The sequence below is a fragment of the Dyadobacter sp. CY323 genome (assembly GCF_021390245.1).
Taxonomy (GTDB): Bacteria; Bacteroidota; Bacteroidia; order Cytophagales; family Spirosomataceae; genus Dyadobacter.
Window position 1 is genome coordinate 219360 of the sequence record NZ_JAJUXH010000004.1, and the last position, 22269, is coordinate 241628.

Sequence of the window (22269 nt, forward strand, 5' to 3'; positions counted from 1 at the left end):
ACGAGTTTACTTACAAACTGCTAAAATACATCTAACGCTTAATTTTTTCTAATTCTGCCGTATTGACTTTTATCGGAAACTTCTGTTTGAGTCGCTCAACCCACTGCTTTTCCAATTCCTTCTGATAATCATTGATCACGCTCCCACGGGCTTCCGGGAAGGTCTTGCCCCTGGCTGGTTCAATTTTGCTCACATTCGCCCAGATGACCGCATTATTGTCGGACACGGTCTGTTCACCCGACTGCCATTTTATTTTGGTAAAAAGCGCATGATCTTTGGTGAAATAACGATCCTGAATAGTAACGGACGCATTACTTTCAGAATTATAAGCCTTTTCGATATCCCGTTTTGACTCGGTGAAAAACTGAAAACCAACTCTTCTGTTTCGTTCAGCCTCAGCCGATTGCCGGAACGAGCCGTAATCCTTTTCTATAATACGCAGAATCGGGATGTTTTGTGCCGTTAAATATTTCACTACGTTCCTGATCCGGTTTGCCGAGGTCATTTCCGATTCTTCTGAGGCCCGGTAACCAGCTATTTCAACCAGGTAATCCGGATTTTTTTTCATGATGATCAACAGGTCTGTCAACGCCTCCTGCTGGTCAGGTTCGATGTTTTCCGCATTCGCGTCGAATAAAATCTCCTTTGATTTACGCTCCAATTTGTATGGGGTAGTCGCGAGTGTTTTCCTGATCGCATTCACGGTTTGCGTGTCTTTTGCGGAAATAATCGTGGCCAGGGCGCGGTCGGGGTAGTTATAACGCTGTTTGTTGCGATCATAAAAGCGTTGTTGGCCCGTAGAATCAGAAAGCGACCGTTGCCAGACTTGTTCTTCCATCATTTGAGAAAGTAAGACACCATCGCTGATCTCTTTCATTAAACTCCGGAATTCAGGGTTTGTTTCTTCCAAATGATCCTTCTCATATTCAACAAGACTTTCTCCTAAAAAATCATTGTAGTACTTTTTAAAAATTACAGCCGGAGAAGCATCTTTTGACCTAGGCTGCTGCTTTCTTTTGACATAATTAAGAAAAGATAGCGCATCATATGGCCGCTGCTCAATCTTAAATAGAGTACTGCCAGACCAATCCGCAGATACAGCACGAATGTAATCCCACTTTCCGGTCCGTAAAGTGCTGTCGGCCAGAGTTGCTACCGCCTGCCATTGATCATCCAATTCCTGCACGGCATATTTTTCCCGCAAGCGTTTCACATTGGCTGTTTCGATCACCTTACCTCTGGAATCCGTCACCACCTTTTTTCTCAATGAAGGTGCCATATTGGCGAACGTTTCAATGCTTTTTCGGTCGACCAGCTTTATAATGTGCCAGCCGTACATCGTCAAAATCGGTTTTGAATAGGTGTTCATTCGGAGGCTGAAAGCAGTCTCTTCAATTTCCGGGACCATTTGGCCGATACCAAACATCGGGAGCAACCCTTTGTTCTTCTTCGATTGCTTGTCATCCGAGTAGCTTTCGACTACGTCCGCCCAATGTTCGCCATTTTGCAAATGTCCGTAAGCTTCGTCTATGCGTGCTTTCGCGGCCTGTTTTTGCGAGGCAGACGCCGTTGAATCCATGATCACCATTACGTGCGCAATCTGCACCATTCCCCGATTGGTCCGGCGATCTGTTACTTTGATCAAATGATAACCCGCTTTTGTGCGGACCGGCTGTGATATCTTTCCGACGGACAATGAGTACGCAGCAGTTTCGAGGGGATACAGTGTTTGAAATGCTGTAAAATAGCCGAGGTCACCTTTTGTTTTTTTAGCAGCCGGATCTTTGGAGAAACGAGCGGCCATATCACCAAAATCCGCCCCCTCTTCAAGCCTTCCCCGCAATGCAATCGCGGCACGGTGTGCTTCCAGTGTATCTTCCGGCGACGCGTCTTCCGACACCCCAACCAAAATGTGCGAAGCACGTACTTCCTGCTTTAACCGGTTATAGGCCTCATTCGTAAGCTTTTCAACAAGTACTTTATCGACTAAGTGGTTCTTTGCCAGCTGCGCACGGTATGAAGAGATTTCTTCCCGGTAATCCTGCGTCGTATCTTTCCCATCTTCCTTAGCCTGTAACACCTTGATTTTTAAATCCGTATATAAGGCAAGGTACTCTTCCGGGGTTAGTTCTTTCGTGGAGTCGGTTGCAAATTTGTTCTTGTTGTACGAATCCTGGTACTCTTCTAATGAGAATTTCTCAGTTCCGATTTCCAGCAACGGCGCGGTTTCCGTAACCACTTGTTTCGGCGGAGCGGCAGTTTTGCAGGAGTGAAATAACGATAGGGCAATCAGGTAAAAATATAAGGGTCTTTTAATCATATATCTGGATAATCGTAAGCATTTGCACGGTTCGGGCTGACTCTATTAACCGCAATGCCGTTCAAATATTGTAAAGCCAGCAAAGTTAGAGGCTTTCCGTTCATGACAAAAATTTAACTGCCGACCTGGGATCAGTTATCATTGTATTCCACACATCACAACTGTGTATGGCGAATTCACCACAGGGTTACTTGTAAAACTTTGTGACTATTTTTATTAAAAAAGTTTATTAACTGTTTTTAGCATTAAACGAGGATTTAGTATTTCCATAGGCCATAATCGCTTGATTTGAAGGTTTTCAGGCACAATTTTTTTGTCATTTCAGGCAAAGATTTAATACAAATATTATGGAAACTGCTTGGAGCAATGAGGACAGCGAATTCGTTCCGATGATCAGGGCTTTGTGGAACGAGCAGAAAAACCGCGAGCTACTGTATCTGGAAGCTCTGAAGAAAGATAGTATGGGCTCATTTCGTCGCATATTGAGCCAAGGCCATGTGAGTGCGGTCTTATTTCAAAAGGAGATCCGCTGGATTTATGATTACTTCAAATGTTTTTTGGATGATAAAGATTTGGCTGACAATCAAATAGCTTCCCGCTCTGCTTTGCAGGCACTGGAAAATCTCGAATGCAGAGAAGATGTTGCCGCTTGTCTGAAGAAAATCGAAGAAGCTACACTTCAGATTTACAAAACACTGCGCCTGTATACCGAACGCGAAAGTGAAGTCCGGCGGATCCTGGACGAACACCTGACCCGCATTTCAGAGTTCTACGAAGCATTATGCAAGGCGGAACACGGCACCCGCAAAAATATAGCTCTGACCGCCGCGGCCTGACGAGCGATTTTAAAGTTCATACAACTCGATCGGCAGATCATCCGGATCTGCAAAAAAAGTAAACTTCTTTCCCGTGAATTCGTCAGTACGAATTGGTTCGGGAAAGATTTTTTTTGCATTCAATTCGACAATCACATCTTCAATATTTTCTACCTGGAAAGCAATGTGCCTCAAACCGCAGGCCTCCGGTCGGGAAGGCCGTTTCGGTGGGTCCGGGAATGAAAACAGTTCAATACAATAATGTCCATTCAAAGAAAGGTCCAGTTTGTAAGACTGGCGCTCCTTTCTGAGTACTTCGCGATCAATCGTAAAGCCCAGGATTTCGGTATAAAACCTTTTCGATTTCTCGTAATCGGAACAAATAATCGCGATGTGATGGACTGCCCGCAGGTTCAGCATGTAAGAATCGTTAACTAATTACCGTTTTGTTAAGCAAACAAAGATCAGATCCTGATAAATAACTTCTTTGTATACATCCAATAAAGTATCCACCATTCAATTAATAGGATAACTGTTCCGCTCACGAGCGTTCTCACGCCTTCTCCGAAGATCAGGTCGTAATTCTGACTGATGTTGATGCGGAAAGACTCATCTATAAACCGGTCGATTGTGTGGGCTATGATGTAGGCAGCGATGGAGTTGGTACCGATTACGATGAGGGGGAAAAACCATGATCTTGCGTTTTTCACATCCACTACAAAATAAAATGCAGCCAGTAAAACAAAGCACCAGCCTCCACTGAAAAGCGTCCATGCAGGTGTCCATATCCGCTTCACGATGGGGTTAATACCACTGATATTCAATACAATGGCAAATGTGAACAAAACGGCGGCAGTGATCACAAACCTGCGGATCAGCCAGGAAGTTGATTGTGCGGATTTGAGCCATTGTCCAGCTATCAGTCCCAGTATCATAGTACCCAAGGTTGGAATAAAGCTCAATGTGCTGTATCCGCCGCCATTAAACAAAAATGGTTTTTCTCTCGGGAAAAGGTTCATAAACCAGCGATCGAATGCCCAGGCGAAATTTGTATTCTTATTCCAATGTGCGGCAAATCCTTTCAAATTATGCTCCCAGTCAGCAGTAGTACCGGTTTCTGACCAGTCGAAGTAAGGTCCCGGGATGGGGTAGAGTGCGAATGCAAGTGCATACGCAAATAATATTAAAATTAAAGCGCTCCATTGCACTCGCTCGGTTACAAGCGCAAGTCCAAATAAAATCGGATAGCCAAGCCCGATTTGCGACAAAGTATCTTCAAAAGTAAAGTTGGTTTGTGAGGCATGCATCGACCGCAGGAAAATTCCCAGCAAAACCAAAATCAGTGAACGCCTGAATGTATGCAGCCACATAACGCCGGTACTTTGCTGCTTGCTCGCCCGGCTCGCCATGGAATAGGGCAGGGCCACGCCTACAAGAAATGAAAAAGAAGGCTGGATGAGGTCGTGCAGTGAGCATCCTACCCATGGCACATGGCTTTGTTGGAAATCCAGAAAAGCCCAAAATGCACTTCCCGGAAAAGCTTCGGCGACTTCACTGAACTTCAGTACTTCTGCCATCATTAAAAACATGACAAAGCCCCGATAGGCGTCCACAGAAGATACGCGCTGAGGTGGAGGAATGGTTGTAAAATCTTTCAAATCTTTGTGGGTTAAAGTGGAGTGCATTGTCACAGCGGTTTCAGCTGACAGAGGTTTTGTAGAAAAGAAAAAACCCCGCTGGTTATACCCAACGAGGTTTTAAAGGACTTGCTTGATAGAATGGTCAGTTTTTAACACTCCCAACTACACGTGCCTCCTTAGACATTCATCTTTTTCAACTCCTTCACCGCATGGTCGGCTGCGCGGGCAGTCATGGCCATATAAGTAAGTGACGGGTTGACACAGGAAGCCGAAGTCATAAATGCGCCATCAGTCACATATACATTTTCTGCACCCCACACCTGGTTATTTTTGTTCAATACCGATGTTTTCGGGTCATTACCCATGCGGGCAGTTCCCATTTCATGTATCCCGATTCCCGGATGTTTAGACTCGTCGTTATATGGCTGCACATTTTTGAGTCCGGCAGCTTCCAGCATTTCGGCTGCATCGTTCATCATATCCTTACGCATTTTCGACTCGTTCTCGCCATAGGCCGCATCGAAAACCACGACTGGAAGTCCCCATTTGTCTTTTTTAGTTGGGTGTAATGTAAACCTGTTCTTCTCGTCAGGGATCATTTCTCCGAATCCACCCAGGTTCATCGACCATGCGCCTGGTTGTGTCAGGCTTTTCTTGAAATCGGCGCCAAAACCGTCCGTTCCTACGCCGCGGCCCCAGCTTTCGCGACTGGCTCCGCCCTGGTAACCGAAACCTCGGAGGTAGTCACGTTTATCAGTTCCCCAGTTTCTGTAGCGTGGTACATACACACCATTTGCGCGGCGGCCAAAGTAGTACTTATCTTCAAAACCGTCCACGTCGGCTCGTGCTCCCACTGCGAGGTGATGGTCCATGATGTTTCTTCCAAGCTGGTCGCTTTCATTGCCAAGTCCATTCGGGAATCTTTTGGATTTCGAATTCAACATAATGGATGCCGAAGCGATCGCAGATGCATTCAGGAAGATGATTTTGGCAAAATATTCTTTTGTTTCAAGCGTGTTCTGGTTGATCACGCGTACTCCGGTTACTTTGCCTGCTTTGTCATCGTAAATCACCTCGGTTACAATGGAATCCGGTATTAACGTAAGGTTTCCGGTTTTTTGCGCGGCCGGCAATGTAGCCGATTGCGTGCTGAAATAAGCTCCATACGGACATCCGCGCATACACATATTACGAAACTGGCAAGCTGCACGGCCAAGCTCAGTATGGAGGGCCAGCGGTTGGGTAAGGTGTGCAGCACGTCCCATAATAATGTGGCGGCCGGCAAATTTCTTCTCTACTTCCCCTTTTACATGTTTTTCAACACAGTTCATTTGCATTGGTGGAAGATAGTTCCCATCGGGAAGTACATCCAGGCCATCTTTTGCGCCACTGATACCTGCAAATTTCTCCACGTAGTCGTACCACGGGGCGATGTCAGCATAACGGATCGGCCAGTCAACGGAAATGCCGTCTTTTGCGTTTGCTTCAAAGTCCATCGGGTTTAGCCGGTAACTCTGGCGTCCCCAAAGTAACGAGCGGCCTCCAACGTGATATGCTCTGATCCAGTCAAACTTTCTGGTTTCTTCGTAAGGATTTTCCTTATCGTTCTCAAAAAGGTACCGGTGTTCTTCATTCGCGGTATAACCGGTACGCATTCCGGCCCAATATTCTTCTTTCGCAACAGTGGTAACTCTTCCTCTGTGTTCGAGCTCCCAGGGTGCGAGTGTTGCGGTTTTGTAATCGGTAATGTGTTTAATATCACGGCCTCTTTCGAGCATTACTACCTTCAAACCCTTTTCTGTGAGTTCTTTGGCAGCCCAGCCGCCGCTAATTCCAGAGCCTACTACGATGGCATCATAGGTGGCCTGTTTTGTTGCTTTAAGATTTAAATTCATGATGAATATTATCTGTTTTTTATAAGGCCCGACGGCCTTTTTAGATCTTTAATTACATTGCCCAGGCTTTCTGGCCGGGTTTTAGGTCAATACAGCCGTCATACCGACCGGGAACAGGAACGTAGTCAAGTGCCAGTGTAGCTCCTTGCTCTGAGGTGAAGTAACCAAGAAGGGTCAGTTCTTTCATAAGTCGGAAAAAAGGTACTCCCGCGTCTGTGTATTCTTTTCCAGCTTCGGTATACTTCTTCTTTTCTTCTCCGGCTTTGTCCATTTCTGCTTTGCTGGAAGCCTCCATTTCTTTCAGCAACGCTGTTTGCTGGTCTGGCGTAGCTTTCATGAAATCTTTCTTTTCCAACGCTTCCAGACCTTTGGTAAAGCTTTTTTGATCTTTTTCTGCGTAGCAGTCTTTCAGCATTTTTTCAATGAATTCACCGACTCCGGCTTCTTTCGCTCCGGGCGTATCTGTTTTCGGGATAATCATTTCGGCAACTTCTGAGACGAGTGCTTTGCGTTCTGAGGTAAAGGAAAAGCCGGCAGCCGAGGAACTTTCAGTTGTAGATTTACAACTTTCCAGAAAAGCCAGCATGGTAGGGGCCGATAATGTGCCGCCCATTAAAAGCGCCACCCGGCCAAGTGCATCACGTCTTTTCATATGATGTAATTGAAATACAGGTTAATGGTCAAAATATAATATTCCATTTGATAAATACAATTTAAACAACCCAGCTAATTTAAGAAATATTCTTTCGAACGGATTGTTAGAATAATTCTATATAAATAAATGGGGATCATTCAGCTGATTTACAGCAGGATGACGGCAATTAAAAATTCATTAAAGTCTGACAGCTGCGTCAGGAATTCAATAAGGGAATTGCAGAGAAAAACGGTTTAAAGTACCATTAAATTGCAGCCCCGGATGTCAGAATTATCGAAGCGTCCCATGACGTAAAATTGATTTTCTTCCCCTCCGAATCTGCCGAGATCCTGGGTTTCAATAAAGGAGCAACTGTCGAGATTTGCGAGATCGATGACATTGATACCACCTGTTTTGCTGCGTGTAAGGTTTTGATCAAAAACAGCAAACGGATCGTTGATGTCGCGTAGTAAAATGCGCATTGTATAGCCGGGAGTGAATAATCCCTTGCCGTGTGAGTAACCCTGCGAAAGCAGCTCCGTCATGCCATACTCGGAGTGAATGACGGGTACGGAAAATCCTTCGGTCAGGATATCGTGGACTTCTTCGCGTAATAGTTCTTTTCTTCGGCCTTTCATCCCGCCGGTATCCATCACCGTGAAGTTTGATAAATTCTGCAAAAAACGGAGGTCGTGATTACTTTCGGCCAGATCCAGCAATGCGAAGGTTACACCCAGCAGCAAAACCCCTTTTCCGTCCGGATTCTTGGACAGGTATTTCAGCCTTTCCAGCATTTCACCGGTATTATTGAGGTAAAATCCGGCATGTTCCGAGCCGCTTTTCTCAATAAAATGTTGCAGCATATACACCAGTGAAGAGTTGTTTCGTTCAAGGTATGATGGCAGCAATGCCAGGATATGAAAGCGGTCCAGATCTCCATAATTTAGTTTGAAAATACGATCGGAAACCTTCTTGTAAAGTGGGGCGTCGTAGAGGTGGTGGCGGCTGGTATTTTCTCCTGTGGTGCCGCTGCTTTGAAAGATAACATCGGCGCTGGCTGGTTCGCCGGTCGTGATCGTATGTGATTTGAAAAACTGGATCGGAAGGAACGGGATTTGAATTAAACGGCTGATTTGGTCTGGTTTAATGCCGAGAAACTTGACATACTGGCTGTAAACCGGATTGTAGGCTGCCTGATATTTGAAAATCTTTAATGCAAGATCTTCAAATTCCGAGGGGTTGAATCGTTCGATTCGGCTCCGTAATTCAGCCCTGGTTTCACTAATGGATTTATTGTTTTGAATTTCCAATCCTGTTACATTCGTAGAATAAAGTGCAAAGTTAAAAATTGAAGTAATATGAAACTGAAAGTTTCCCTGTTCCTGATGTTTGCTGTGGCGTTGACCGGTTGTGTGGATATACCTGACTTCGATGATGCCCCAAAAATATATTATAACGGCGTAGACCAGTTTACCGAAGTAAATGATTCGACGGGCAGAAAAATCCGGGAAAAAGTAATCATTACCATTGATTTTGAAGATGGTGACGGTGATCTGGGCGCATCAGACCTGGAACGTTCGGATTCCTCTTTTATCAGAAAATATGGTACCTGGGGCAATTATGAACTTATTACCGCAAGAAAAGGCGCGGGTGGTCAATGGACCGAGTCGGTTTTAGCAGAAGATCAATTCAAATGGATGCCCATTCTTAAACCCGATGGCAAACCAGGGCCGCTGAAAGGTAAGCTCGACCTGAACACCAGTTTTCTTTATGGCAACAGCACGATACCGATAACCGTCAAATTTAAAGTACGTATCCGCGACAGGAATTTGCATGTGAGTAATCAGATTGAGACAGACACGCTGCAAGTGCCAGGTTACCGTTAAACATCTGCATCGTCCGGTTTTTGAATGCTAATCGATTAACTTTTATGAAAATAGCTTTTCCATTTCTTGTGTTTTCGACCATAGCATTCTCCGGATGCTTTAACCCGCCTGATTTTAATTCGGTGCCGCGGATTGAATATGCTTCCATAGGCAAAGTTACGGAGATAGATCCCATCACTTCCGCTAAAACCGACAAAGTAACGATCACCATTACATTCGAAGACGGCGACGGCGATTTGGGAGCGAGTGCGGCAGAACTTGCCGACGAGAAATTCAGAAATTCCTACGGAGGTTCAGGTACTTACGAGCTTGTTACAGTGCGGAAGCAAGCCGACGGAAGTGAAAAGGAATACATTCTCAGTGAGGATAATGGGAAATGGATACCTCTTTTAAAAATAGACAATAATAAAGGCCCATTAAAGGGAAAACTCGACCTCAATATTCCCAAGCGTTACGCGAATACGATGGTGCCGGTGGAAGAGAAATACAAGATCAGGATCCGGGACAGAGCAATGCAATACAGCAATCAGGTAGAGACGGATTACATTACGATCCCTGGTTACCGCTGATTTTTGGTTTGATCCTCCATTTTTACTCAATAATATTGGCGGCCAACGTGATCCTGAACGTGGTGCCTTTCCCCACTTCGGAGCTTTTTACGAAGAGTTTTCCCGAATGGTAGTTTTCAATAATCCTTTTTGCGAGCGTTAATCCCAATCCCCAGCCACGTTTTTTTGTGCTGAAACCCGGATTGAAAATTTTATTCATATTAGCCTTCGTCATCCCTTTACCCGTATCCGAGATATCGATCCACAGTTCTTTTGTGTTGGGCGGGGCCTGTAAAGTCACATTAATCGATCCGATACCACCCATTGCGTCGACCGCATTTTTGCAGACGTTTTCAATCACCCATTCAAAGAGGTTTTTATTAATTAAAGCAGTCTGTTCAGCCGCCAGCTCATTATAAACCGTAAATTTCACTTTGGAAGAAACGCGTTTTTCGAGGTAACTGATGAAGTTGGTGACAATCTCAGCAACCGGTTCGTCCTTTAAAGTTGGAACCGAACCGATATTCGAAAACCGGGTGGTGATCATTTCCAACCGTATCACATCTTTCTCAATTTCTTCCGCAATCGACGGATCTATGGATGGATCGCTCCGAAAATATTCCACCCAGGCCATTAAGGAAGAAAGCGGTGTGCCGAGCTGGTGAGCGGTTTCTTTCGCCAATCCTACCCAAACCCGATTCTGTTCCGCTTTTCTTGCAGAGCTGAATGCAAGGTAGGCGAGATAACCGATCAGCAACATTACTGAGAGCTGTAAAAACGGGTAATAACGTAATTGGGTCAGCAAAAAGGAGTTACTGTAATAAATGTAGCCGGTACGTCCTTTTCCCAGCTCTACCGGGATGCGCGGATGTTCGAGCTTCATTACCTCCAACTTTTCCTGAATAATCCGTTCCTGTTCCCGCTTACTGGCGTTTTCAGGAAGTTCGATGTTCATCCATTGATTGGCCAGGTTATTTTCATCCACGTAAATGGCCGGGATCTGGTAAAAATTCACAGCATCCTGGATTACCTGGTATACGACATTAAAATTTTCATCGAATGGACTGTTGACCACATACCTCAGTCCCTCGGCATAAAGCTGCACTTCCCGTTCCTCCCGTTGTTCGAGCTCCTCCACCAGTTTGTCTGTATAAAAGAGCGAACCGATGCTGAGAATGAGCAGAATGATGCCAATAATGTATTTATAAAAACTCTTTTGATCGTAGGTGTCCACCAGCGAGCGGCGAAGCCGCTGGCTATTCAGAATGGCGGTTGGATGAAGACGGAAGCGCGGCTTTTTCTTGGAAGTTTCGCTAATCATTTAATTGCCAGGCAACCCTATGCCCGAAGTTTGCGTTATATGTTACAAATAACGTAAAATATTTATGCTTAGTCGGTTTTGCCTGATTTTAGGAATAACGGAGCAGATAATTTTACCCATATTATTTATATGTTTTCTAAATAAGTGAGCGGTCTTTCTTTCACTTTACTATTGAAATTTTGTGCCGTATTTTTGTGCATCGAATCAGACAAGTGATGTATAACCAGTTTAAATCAGTAAGTCTATCACATCGGAATGCTCCTCTAGTTATCAGGGAAAAGCTGGCATTGAATGAGGCGGAAGCGAAGGGCATTATGCTTCGTCTGAAAGATTTTTTCGATGTTACGGACGTGTTGGCTGTTTCTACATGCAACCGCACAGAAATATATTATTCCTCCCAATCAGATCTGAATGAGGAGATTATCAAGCTTTTATTGATTGAGAAAGGGATATCGGACATTGCTCCCTATACCACTTTTTTCGAGCGGTTTTCAGACGGCGAAAGTGCGGTTCAGCATCTGTTTGAAGTCGCAACCGGTTTGCAATCACAGGTTGTAGGCGATATGCAGATACCCAATCAGATCAAGCATGCCTATCAATGGTCGGCCGACCTGAATATGGCGGGGCCTTTCTTACACCGTTTGCTACATACCATTTTCTTCGCTAATAAACGCGTTGCCCAGGAGACATTCTTTCGGGATGGTGCCGCTTCGGTTTCCTATGCTGCGGTAGAGCTCCTGGAAGGCTTAATGCCGAATCCGAGAGTACTTGTTGTGGGTTTAGGAGAGATTGGCAAAGATGTTTGCCGGAATTTGCACCAGAAAGGCGGCATTGAGATCATATTAATGAATCGCACAAAAAGCATCGCTGACGAACTCGGCGCTGAGCTTGGATTGCGGGTTGCTGATTTCTCAGACATTGAGACAGAAATATCGAATGCAGACATCATCGTTTCATCGATCAAACGCGACGAACCATTTTTTACAAAAGAAATGATGGTACGGCTGCGTGGAATGTCTTTCAAATACTTTATTGACCTTTCGGTTCCCCGTAGCGTCTCACCGGAAGTGGAGGAGATCCCGGGGGTTATGTTATATACTATTGATTCCATCCGTTCCAAAGCAGATGAGGCGCTGAATCGCAGATTAGGGGCTGTGCCACACGTTCGGGATATCATTGAAGAGGCAGTGATCGAATTCAACGACTGGTCTAGAGAAATGGTTGTTTCTCCAACGATCCAAAAGTTGAAAGGCGCTCTGGAACAAATCCGAAAAGAAGAACTAACCCGTTTTACTAAAAATCTGAGCGATTCTGAGTTGGAGAAAGTAGAACGCATTACTTCCAGCATGATGCAAAAGATCCTCAAACTTCCCGTTCTTCAATTAAAGGCGGCGTGCAAGAGAGGTGAAGCCGAGACGCTGATCGACGTGTTGAATGACCTGTTCAACCTGGACAAAGAAAAAGCAAATCATTAATTCCGAATAAGAAATAGTACAACGGCTGGAAGATAGTTTCAGCCGTTTTTTTATGCTTTAGACAAAAAAGAGAGGGTGACGTTTGGTCACCCTCTCTATGTACTACCTTACCCTCCACAATAATTAATTGTATCTTCTTACATCGTCTTTACAATGAATGGGCCGGCGATTGCGAGCACTTCTTCCATGGTCAATGGCTCATCGAAAGATTCTGTAACGTTGTCTTTTGAAATGGATCCGATTCCTGCGATCATCGCTGCATCTATCCCCAGATGAACTGTATTTGATTCAGGAATCATACCTTCATAAACTGCTGGTGGAAAACCTTTGGCTTGTGTGATCCAGCCTTTCATCATCGGATCATTGTTCATTTGACCGATAATTCTTCTTACCAGCGAAGCGTGACGCGCCTCAACGGAATGCACCTGCAATGCATATTCAAGAATTTGAGGAGCCGAGATTAAATTACCAGCCTGGCCTTTATAGGCGCGTACACCGGTATCTTCCAATGCCGCGGATACCGCTATGAATGTTTTGAAGTTTGTCCAGATGTCGGCAAACTGACCTCCATAAGTAAAATCAAAAGTCGGACGTTTTACTGCTGCGCTGCCAAGAGCTGCTTTCAAAAATTCCACGTGCTGGTTCTCGTGCTTTTCAATTTGAGAAAAAACAAGCGAATATTTGGCAGGAATAAGTGTATTTAACCTGTTTGCCTGGAAGTAAAAAGTTTCTTCCAGATATTCAAGAGTTAAGGCGAAATTAAGGACGTCAGCTACGGTTGGCGTTGCACCGTACGCTTTGTTTACAATTGAAGCGAATACAGTTGGTACTGCCGCCGCTGCAAGGCTGCTGCCCACGCGGTTCATAAACATACGGCGGGTAGAATGCGCGAGGCGTCCTGCTGCGTCACCGTCAACTTTTTCAATGCTGTTTAATATCTTAAAAATATCCATGTCTTTAGTTTGTTGAATTAGTGTGGCAGATTTTTTCCACTGATTTTGTCCATGATAAATGGCGCAACCCCACCCAGAATAACCGATGGAGAATAGGCGTGTTCCAGACCGTTGTTGTCAATCTGGCCATTCGCAAATTCCAAAGCATTAGGATTGATAAGATCGGCAATCGCTGATGCGTGTCTTGCTTCAACAGAAACGATCTTACCAGCAACTAAAAGATACTTCACATCCTGGATCAGCTTTCCGGCGCCATTGTAAGCTGCTACACCTGTATCCTCAAACAATTTGGCAGCTCCAAGAACACTGTCGCGGCTTTGAAAATCGATTGCTGAGAAATTAGGGGTCAAACCTTTAATCGCAGCTCCTGCCAATGCAGTTTTGAAAAACTCTCTGTGAACGATTTCGTGATTGCGGATATCGGTAAGGATCCATTTTTCCATATCCGTCATGTTCAGATAAGGAGTGGTCAGGACCTGAATGTAAAATGCTGCTTCAAGTTGTTCCAAAGCATAGGCATAATTCAGGATACCAATGTCTCCGGAACCCAGATCGACAGTGTCGTCCGACATCAGATCCTGTTCTGTACAAGCCCCCAGGATGAATGCACCTGTGGTCGCTGCCACACCTGCGGATCTTAAAAAATAGCGTCTGTTCACTTTCGATAGCATCTCCCTATCGGACGGATCAGAAAATAGCGTTAAGGTTTTTTTCATAATAGTTTGTTTTAGATTGTGTGTAAATGAACCTTATGAAGAAGTGCATTCACGAAGACTTACGGCCTTTATTTCATCTTGGATTGCATGGCATTGAAATAATTTTGTAAGTAGCCGGCAAGTCCAATATTCATTTTGTATTAATCCTATAATAAGAAATTATTTAGGGCTTAAAGACTGTGTTATTCGAATATTGAGTACTGAAAAATATTTTTATTTAATTCGAAAAATCGTCAGAATTGGTACTGAAACAAAAAAAGAGCGACACGTCATTGACGCGCCGCCGGGTATTTTAGTCTGTTGATGATTATAATCCGGAGCCCAATGCAAAGCCTTTAACTGAACCTGCAAAGTCTGATATTTTCATTGCTGCACCAGAAGTGAGGTTGATGGTGTACAACCCTGTGCTACCACCCACGGTAAGAAGCGTATATGCAGTTCCAGTGGCGTTGCCGATGTCAAAGCCATTTGCCGCATCGAAATCAACACCCAATGCACCCATTTTCTCGAGTCCGCCGTTGTTTGGCGGATTTTGTTTGAACAATGTGTTCGACTCGCTGTCCAGATCGTAAAGTACGGTGGCCGCGGTACCTGCAAAACTGTTTGTATATGCCGCACCATTCACTACCGGGGTTCCTGGGCCTGGAATCAGATTGAGGGCTCCGTCGACGATCGTGATACCATTAGCAACGTTAATACGCAGGTTTTGCCCGGTATTGGTAACCACGCGTAACCTGTCTGAGACCGGGTTGAAATCCACTCCAAAGCTGGTACCTGTAACTTTAAAGGTAGGATCGTCCATATTTCGCAATTCGACGAGGAACCTGGACACTCCACTTCCAAGATCAACCGTATAGAGCCTGGTATCCGACCCGAATGCATACAACCGGCCGTCCGCCGGGCGAATGTCAATTCCTTCGATCGTAACGCCCGTCGGAAGTCCTGTAATCATCTTCTCCACACGTGTCCCGGAAACATTCATAGGATTGAAAATGATCAGCTTATTGCTTGCATCCACAGCGTATGCTACCGGATTGGTCGGTATTGCAATACCCGTAATCTTACCCGAGGGAAGTGTTCCTAGCGATGTCAACGAACCATTTGAAAGGTTCACTTCGACCAGGTTCCACATGCCGCCACTCAGAACTGACGCGATCGCCATGCCTGAGCCAGCTGCAATGTCAAATCCGCCAACGGCGCTGACATCCATGCCCAAAACGCCAACTTCCTGCAAAACGCCGTCGTTAGGTGGTGTCTGGAGATATAGTTTATCGGTCCCCGGATCAATATCATAAAGCTGGGTGGTGGTTGCACCCGAAAAGTTGTTCGTGTAAGCTGCTGCGCCGACCATTACATTGGTGTATCCTTTCAGATAGCCGTCCACGGCGACGATTGCCCCGGTTTCGGGATGTAAGCGATAGTTCTGTGAGGTATTGGAAACGAGCCGGATCTTGTCTACAGTCGGGTTGAAATCGAAACCTACCACTTCCGGACCTGAAATGCCCGGGTTGAATGGAACCGGACTGATGATCGTCGCGCGGCCGGGAGCCATATCCGACCTCAGATTGATCGTGTAAAGGTGATTTTTATTTCCTACTGCATAAAGCTGACCTGTTGCCGGACGAAAATCGATTCCCAGCAATTTCTCATTTGGTTCAAGTCCGGAAATAGTAAGTGTGCGGATAGGTGTGCCCGGGCTTTGTACATTTAATTCGTAAATCGTGTTATTGTCGGTTAATGCATAAAAAACCTGACTGGCATCGGAGCGGAGCGAGCTATTTTGTTGCTCACTGGCTGCTGACTGCTTTTCAATCTGATTTTCTTCTTGACAAGACTGTGTTAGCAAAGCCAGTGCAAATACGAGGGAGCATTTTAGGCTGGTTCCCACGAGTGTAGATTTTTTCATAACCTTAGGATTTGAGTTGAGATGTTTAGTAACATCCCAGATACGTACAAATCGTAGGTTTAGATCAAGGCTTTTAATATATTTTTAATCTGAAAAACACGCTTTTTAATCTGTATTTAATGGAGCGAATGCCGGAGATTATGACTGATTCCTACTTTTTCCCCGATCGTTTAATGGGTCGGCCGTACTTTTGCATTTTCTCTTTTGCGTGATCGCGACGCACATTAACCTTTTGATTTTTAGCGATCTTTTCATGAAATGCAGCTCCAACCGATTCACGTTTAGGGAGTTTGACATCAATGCTTTTCATAAAGATCTTCGGTTCTTCGTCCGGGGTAAGGATCTCTGAAATTTTCAGGGTTTCGGGAAGGGGCAGTACCGGAATTTTGTAGTCCATCAATTCTTCGATCTGATCCTGAAATTCCTTTTCTTTTTCTGTAATAAAAGAAATGGCGATGCCTTTCCGGTCAGCGCGTCCCGTTCTGCCGATACGGTGAATGTAATTTTCAGGCGTTTCGGGCAGGTCAAAATTAATGACGTGCGAAACTTCGGCAACGTCGAGGCCGCGCGCAATAATGTCGGTCGCGATTAGTATGCGGTATGTTCCGTCGTGAAATTGCCGGATTGTATTGAAACGGTGATTTTGTTCCTTGTTTGAATGGATTACGCCGATCTTGTTCAAAAAACCAAGTTCGAGCTGGCCATATAACTGATCGGCGAGCTTTTTGGTAGCCACAAAAATCAGCACTTTATTCATGTCCCCATTTTGCTCCATTAAAAAGTCGATGAGGTTCACTTTTGTGTAGAAATTGGGCACGTAATAGGCTTGTTGCTCAATATTTTCAAGCGGCGTACCTACTGGCGCAGCCTCTACCCGAACGGGATTATTGAAATATTCTCCCATCAAAGCTTCAACTTCCTGGGTTAATGTCGCCGAGAAAAGCAGATTCTGGCGTTTTTGCGGAAGCAAGTCCAAGATATTTTTGAGCTGGGTACGAAATCCCAGGTTCAACATTTCATCTACCTCATCGATCACCAGTTTTTTAATGGCTTTGGTTTTCAATGAGCCATTTAAAGCAAGGTCAACAAGCCTTCCCGGAGTGGCTACCACCACGTCGGCACCCATTTTAAGTTCAGCCATTTGCACTTTAATGTTCCCGCCGCCATAAACGCCGACAACCTGCAGAGTAAGATACGTACTTAACTTTCTGACTTCTTCAACCACCTGCACCACCAATTCACGAGTGGGAACGAGGATGAGCAACTGAGGTAACCGGTCTTTTGAGAATTCCAACAGGCGCAGGGTTGGCAACAGGTAGGCAAATGTTTTTCCGGTACCCGTCTGCGCAATCCCACAGACATCTTTTCCGGACATCATAATGGAAAAAACCTTTTCCTGGATTGTTGTGGGTGTTTTATAACCACCTTCTTCAAGCGCTCTGAGCAGGGGTTTGGTAAGATTTAGTTCTTCAAAAGTCATAACCATTTCAAAAATGAACTACAAAGTTACTCCTTCTGGCGCAGTAAAAGAATGAATGGGTGTAGATCCTGCGGCAAGGCCTGCATTTGGCACGATAGGTACTTAAACAAAGAAGGGCATTCCGTACTGGATGCCCTTCCGATTCATATTGAATAGTGTGTCGACTTAAACCGTGCGTCAACGTGCGCGAAAACGCCCCGTGTTTTTATTATAGGTACCGAGCGGAAAACTAACTCCTGCATTGATCCCCCAATTGTTATTTTTAATGTTTATTGGTTCAATGCGTGTGACATCCAGCAGTCCCAGACCGTACCGAGCATCAAAGTTGAGCCAAATCTTATCGGATACTTCAATGTTAACACCCGCGCCAAATGTGAGGCCAAGGTCAAAAGGACTGTAAACGCGATTGTTCGAGTCGCCATTGATGTTGTTACCACTTTTATCCCGTGCTCCAACCAGGAAGTTTAGATTTGGCCCCAGAAAAATCTTGGGACGAACACTTTGTCCATACTGTCCAAAGAAAAAAGTAGCGAGTAACGGAGCCTGGATGTAATTGAGATTGACTTCGTTTGATTTGTTGTTGACCTGCGCACCAAGTTGTGTGAAAAGCAATTGCCCGCTGAAACCAAAGCCCGATTTCGAGCTGTAATTGTAAAAACCACCGATGGTTAATCCTGGTTTCCAGTTTGTGTTGGCTACATCTCCCCGGAAGTTTGCGATCGATACTCCGACCATCGGACCAATGGAGACATTTTCCTGTGCATGTGCCCGCGATATACTTAATGAGACCGCAAGTAGCAAAAAAATACAATTTTTCATTTGAGTAGATTTGGATATATGAAAACCCAAACGAATAAAAAATATGCCAGCTGCTGATCTTAGGTCAAGTTTTCTGAATAATACGGTATTTTGAAATCCTACGAGCGTATTTATATATTCCTATTCGAGATTTTGGAATAAGCTTCGTGGATTTTCGTCCCCAATTGTATACGTTTGCCGCAAGCTGACTTATTTGCCAAGTCTTTGTAAAATGTAAAAAAGGGGGGCGCCGCCCAAAAACAGTGCCCAGCCAATAACGGCCGCATAAGGATCTGTTACGATCACATTCACAGCGATCGCTAAAAGGAATAGCACAAACAATGCCGGAAGAAAAGGGTAGCCCGCGATTTTGAAACCGGTGTGCGTGTCATTTTTTGCGGCTTGTTTACGAAAAACGAATAACGTCGCGGCTGCGCTGGCGAGGGCTATACTATCTACCGACATCACGTAATTGACGATCTGTTCGAACGTATCCAGCGCCCAAAGTGACAGTAATGTGGTAACGATCAGAAATGTCAGCGCAAATTCCTGCACCTGGGTTTTGGCGTTTACTTTCTTGAAAATCTGAGGAAGGATCCGGTCGTCGGCCAGCGCATAGTATACCCTCGGAAGCGAAAGCATGGTCGCGTTTATGAACCCGAGTACCGAAAGAAATATGGCGAGCGAAAAGAAAATCTCACCCCATGGCCCGAACAAAACACGTGCGACATCCGCAGCGATGAGACTTGAATGACTTAATGCTTCAAAACCCAGTACATGATAATAGGTGTAGTTCAGGGCAAGATAAAGTCCCAGAACCAGGAACATTCCCAGGAAAATGCCTCGCGGCGTGTTGAGGACAGGATCTTTTATGTCTGCCCCGAAATTGAGAACCTGCTGATATCCCCCGAATGTATAGAAAACTGCAATCAGGCTCGCTCCGAATGCGGTAAACCAGTTTGCATTAGCAGGCATTGTTTCAGTCACCGATTGGCTTCCCGGCCCATCTGAATAAAATATCCCCGTGCAGAGCGCGAGCATCATGAGTATTTTCAAACTGCTGAGAATGTTCTGCGTTCGCGATCCGGACTTGATCCCCAGCATGTTGACCACATAAAAAAAGAGCAGCGTAACGATGGCGGTACCCCGGATGCCGATCGGGCCGTGGGCAAAAGCAGGCAGTAGCGGATTAACGTACTCCGAACCGATGAGGGCGACGCCAGCCATTCCGGCACCATAAGTAAGGACGATCACCCAGTTGATCATGAATGCATAAAGCGGGTGAAATGCGGTGGAGATTAATTTGTAAAAACCACCTGGGAAATGGTGCCGGCTTCCGATTTCGGCGAAAAAGAAGGCTCCTATCAAACTCACAACCCCACCTGCAATCCAGGCAGAGAAGAAGATCTCGGGACTTCCGGCTTGTTTCGCCACAATCGCGGGTGTCCTGAAAATACCTATTCCAATGACGAGACTTATGACGATCATGCCCAGATCAAACGGGCCGATTTGAGGACGGATTTTATCAGGATCTGGGGACATTCAGGCAGGATTATATTTCTCCAATATAAGGTTTACAGGTTTAATTCCTGGTAAGAAATCAAAATAATGGCGATTACTGCCAACACGAGCCCCCATTTGTTGTATTTGTTCAAACGCTCGCGGTAAATGGTGAAAGCTGCAAAAGAAGAAACCAGCATGGTGAGAATGTTGTAGATCGGAAAAACGTAAGCCGCGCTGTTTCCGAAAGATCCGAGAGCCAGCAGGAGAAAGTAAAGTGACAAAAAGTTCGGAACTCCGAGAATGAACCCGCCTATGACACTTCTGAGTTTCAGTTTGTCGCCGGTTACTATGATCCTGTAAACCAGCAATGCAGTGCCTATGATCACGGCGCCAGTGCATGCAATGATCATAAAAACGGTCGTTTGTCCGGGCAGGTAGTACTTGACCGACAGGTAGTTGATCAATGTATTATTGGTGCCGCTGGCGAAAAACGTGAGAACCGGCAGTATCCATAATGTAGAGGAAATCTGCATATCTTTCTTCGTGGTATCGGTCTCGTTTTTTGCTGATTTCTGGATTGCCCCCAAAGCCAGCGCAACGAGCGCGAGAACAAGCCCGGCGTAGTTAATGGCTGTGAAATCCTTGTTGTTGTTTTTAAACACAAACAAACCGAACAGAACCGGGACAACGAGTGACATATTTCCCGCGAGCGAGGTGGCAGTGACGCTCACTTTCTGAGCGGTGAGCCCAATCAACATAAATGCAGTGACGAACATCGCACCCAGAGCGAGTGTCAGAATTGTGCCTTCCGAACTCCATTTCACTTCTTTAAACACACTCAACTCCGGTGTAAGAAGTAAGCCGGTGATCACACAGGCGTAGTAATTAAAAACGACCGCATGGAACGAGTCAACCTGATAACGCGGGTAAGCCCGCATGATCAGGTAAAGTGCTACGGTGAACAGGACTGCCAGGAGGAAAAAAAGCATGTCCGCCTATTGTTTGTTCAGGATTTCTTCGATCACGCGGGGATAATGTGCGTGTTCCAGCGCGTGGATTTTTTTCTCAAGATCTCCGACGGTATCCGTCGGCTGAATGTCGCAGGTAGCCTGAAAAATGATGTTTCCTTCGTCATAATGCTCATTCACAAAATGAATGGTAATGCCCGACTGCAACTCTTTCGCATTGATAACCGCCTCGTGGACAAACTGCCCATACATGCCTTTTCCGCCGAATTTTGGCAAAAGGGCAGGGTGGATATTAACCATTTTATTCGGATAGGCTTTCACGAGACTTGGCGGGACCAGAAGCATGAAGCCCGCCAGCACCACGAGGTCAATTCCTTCATTCTGTAAGATCTGCTGTATTTTCCCGGTATGATAAAATGTCTTTTGGTCGAAGAAAACCACCGGTATCTGTAGTCGGCAGGCTCGTTTGATTACGCCCGCCATCGGATTGTTAGTAAAAATGAGCGAAACTTCTATATCACTCCTTTGGGCAAAATATTCACATATTACTTCAGCATTTGACCCGGAACCGGATGCAAAAATGGCAAGACGTTTCATTAGATTTTTTTAAAATTATATCGATGAGATTAAGCTTTCAGGTATGGTTCAGTAGATCTTACTGAGCTCCGAATACCCCATTAATTTACCTTTGCGGTAAGTTTCAGTTTTTAGATCCCAGATCAGCCCCGGGGCGCGGTAAGAGACGGTTTGCATATCCATTTTAACCGGAAATCCCATGACCATTTCCATATTCATGTCCGATTTGAGTTTGTAAGCATCATAACTCCCGGCAGGAATAGTTAGTTTCTCCTGGCCGACCACCTCCCGGTTTTTGATTTTCATGTTAAAGTTAATGGCCATCGGCCCCGATTTACCTTCGCCTTTTACGGAGGCGTCTTTCAGCTTTTCACCTACCGTTAATTTGGTGGGATATTCGATGTTATCGTACGTGAATTTCATGTCCATATCCTTAAATGATTTGAGCTGTTCCTCGCTGATCAGCGAGCTGGCGTCGAGCAGGAGCGTGTTGCCCGTACATTTCATTTGATAGGTGTTTTTCAGTTCGGACTTCCCTTTGGCGCTGAAAGATTCCATTTCAATACTGAAAACAGTACTCGGACCTTCGGAGGTAATCTTGGAAATTTTGTAGGTAAGCTTTCCGGCGGGTTTACCTTTTGCATCGTAATTATTCATTTCAAATCCGGAGCCTTCTTTCAAATTAAACCCGATACACTCCTGGGCAAATGTCGGAAAACTGACCGTGAGTAAGCAAAAAATGCTCCATAAAAAGTGCTTTTTCATCGTGTTTATGACTGTTAATGACCGTGTAAATGCGGAGCGTAAAGATACTTTTTCCGCTGACTTTTGAAAC

The 22269-nt window shown here is 45.2% G+C and carries 20 protein-coding genes; 4 read left to right on the top strand and 16 right to left on the bottom strand.

Features of this window, described 5'->3' with window-relative positions; genetic code table 11:
• Positions 1–31: 31 nt before the first annotated feature.
• A complete protein-coding gene (locus tag LZG72_RS09925) occupies positions 32–2320 on the bottom strand; it encodes a peptidylprolyl isomerase (protein WP_233870965.1) in 2289 nt (762 codons plus the stop codon).
• Between the two features lie 347 nt (positions 2321–2667).
• On the opposite strand from LZG72_RS09925, the gene LZG72_RS09930 reads away from it, so the two are divergent.
• Positions 2668–3156 carry a hypothetical protein gene (locus LZG72_RS09930; RefSeq protein WP_233870968.1) on the top strand — a complete coding sequence of 163 codons (489 nt, stop codon included), beginning with the start codon at positions 2668–2670 and terminating at the stop codon, positions 3154–3156.
• 9 nt (positions 3157–3165) lie between these two features.
• On the opposite strand, the gene LZG72_RS09935 is transcribed toward LZG72_RS09930, so the two are convergent.
• The 5 genes from LZG72_RS09935 to LZG72_RS09955 all read right to left on the bottom strand — a co-directional run bounded on the left by LZG72_RS09935 (position 3166) and on the right by LZG72_RS09955 (position 8614).
• Positions 3166–3555, bottom strand: a complete 390-nt coding sequence (locus LZG72_RS09935) for a VOC family protein (RefSeq protein WP_233870970.1) — start codon at positions 3553–3555, stop codon at positions 3166–3168.
• A gap of 44 nt (positions 3556–3599) precedes the next feature.
• Positions 3600–4820 carry an acyltransferase family protein gene (locus LZG72_RS09940; RefSeq protein WP_255700995.1) on the bottom strand — a complete coding sequence of 407 codons (1221 nt, stop codon included), beginning with the start codon at positions 4818–4820 and terminating at the stop codon, positions 3600–3602.
• 131 nt (positions 4821–4951) lie between these two features.
• Positions 4952–6670, bottom strand: coding sequence for an FAD-dependent oxidoreductase (locus LZG72_RS09945; RefSeq protein WP_233870973.1), 1719 nt, complete (start codon positions 6668–6670; stop codon positions 4952–4954).
• A 52-nt stretch (positions 6671–6722) separates the two neighbouring features.
• Positions 6723–7322 carry a gluconate 2-dehydrogenase subunit 3 family protein gene (locus LZG72_RS09950; RefSeq protein WP_233870975.1) on the bottom strand — a complete coding sequence of 200 codons (600 nt, stop codon included), beginning with the start codon at positions 7320–7322 and terminating at the stop codon, positions 6723–6725.
• 236 nt (positions 7323–7558) lie between these two features.
• Positions 7559–8614, bottom strand: coding sequence for an acyl transferase (locus LZG72_RS09955; protein WP_233870978.1), 1056 nt, complete (start codon positions 8612–8614; stop codon positions 7559–7561).
• 48 nt (positions 8615–8662) lie between these two features.
• On the opposite strand from LZG72_RS09955, the gene LZG72_RS09960 reads away from it, so the two are divergent.
• Positions 8663–9190, top strand: a complete 528-nt coding sequence (locus tag LZG72_RS09960) for a hypothetical protein (protein ID WP_233870980.1) — start codon at positions 8663–8665, stop codon at positions 9188–9190.
• A gap of 44 nt (positions 9191–9234) precedes the next feature.
• Positions 9235–9759, top strand: coding sequence for a hypothetical protein (locus LZG72_RS09965; RefSeq protein ID WP_233870983.1), 525 nt, complete (start codon positions 9235–9237; stop codon positions 9757–9759).
• Between the two features lie 22 nt (positions 9760–9781).
• Here LZG72_RS09965 and LZG72_RS09970 read toward each other — a convergent pair whose 3' ends face one another.
• On the bottom strand, positions 9782–11059 hold the full coding sequence (locus tag LZG72_RS09970) for a PAS domain-containing sensor histidine kinase (protein ID WP_233870986.1): 1278 nt from the start codon (positions 11057–11059) through the stop codon (positions 9782–9784).
• Positions 11060–11274: 215 nt separating this feature from the next.
• Between LZG72_RS09970 and hemA the strand changes: the two genes are divergently transcribed.
• Positions 11275–12534, top strand: a complete 1260-nt coding sequence (hemA, locus tag LZG72_RS09975; RefSeq protein ID WP_233870988.1) for a glutamyl-tRNA reductase — start codon at positions 11275–11277, stop codon at positions 12532–12534.
• Between the two features lie 137 nt (positions 12535–12671).
• On the opposite strand, the gene LZG72_RS09980 is transcribed toward hemA, so the two are convergent.
• From LZG72_RS09980 to LZG72_RS10020, 9 genes are all read right to left on the bottom strand, one after another.
• A complete protein-coding gene (locus LZG72_RS09980) occupies positions 12672–13487 on the bottom strand; it encodes a ferritin-like domain-containing protein (RefSeq protein WP_233870991.1) in 816 nt (271 codons plus the stop codon).
• Between the two features lie 17 nt (positions 13488–13504).
• The gene (locus LZG72_RS09985) at positions 13505–14203 is read right to left on the bottom strand and encodes a ferritin-like domain-containing protein (protein WP_233870994.1); all 699 of its coding nucleotides are present in this window, start codon (positions 14201–14203) and stop codon (positions 13505–13507) included.
• A gap of 307 nt (positions 14204–14510) precedes the next feature.
• The gene (locus LZG72_RS09990) at positions 14511–16109 is read right to left on the bottom strand and encodes a DUF4394 domain-containing protein (RefSeq protein ID WP_233870995.1); all 1599 of its coding nucleotides are present in this window, start codon (positions 16107–16109) and stop codon (positions 14511–14513) included.
• A 151-nt stretch (positions 16110–16260) separates the two neighbouring features.
• Positions 16261–17589, bottom strand: coding sequence for a DEAD/DEAH box helicase (locus tag LZG72_RS09995; RefSeq protein WP_233870998.1), 1329 nt, complete (start codon positions 17587–17589; stop codon positions 16261–16263).
• A gap of 177 nt (positions 17590–17766) precedes the next feature.
• Entirely contained in the window at positions 17767–18408 is a 642-nt protein-coding gene (locus tag LZG72_RS10000; RefSeq protein ID WP_233871000.1) for a porin family protein, read from the bottom strand.
• Positions 18409–18597: 189 nt separating this feature from the next.
• Positions 18598–19929, bottom strand: coding sequence for an APC family permease (locus LZG72_RS10005; RefSeq protein WP_233871003.1), 1332 nt, complete (start codon positions 19927–19929; stop codon positions 18598–18600).
• 32 nt (positions 19930–19961) lie between these two features.
• The gene (locus tag LZG72_RS10010) at positions 19962–20879 is read right to left on the bottom strand and encodes a hypothetical protein (RefSeq protein ID WP_233871005.1); all 918 of its coding nucleotides are present in this window, start codon (positions 20877–20879) and stop codon (positions 19962–19964) included.
• Between the two features lie 6 nt (positions 20880–20885).
• Entirely contained in the window at positions 20886–21455 is a 570-nt protein-coding gene (locus LZG72_RS10015; protein ID WP_233871008.1) for a phosphoribosylglycinamide formyltransferase, read from the bottom strand.
• 48 nt (positions 21456–21503) lie between these two features.
• Positions 21504–22199, bottom strand: coding sequence for a hypothetical protein (locus LZG72_RS10020; RefSeq protein WP_233871010.1), 696 nt, complete (start codon positions 22197–22199; stop codon positions 21504–21506).
• Between the last annotated feature and the right edge of the window lie 70 nt (positions 22200–22269).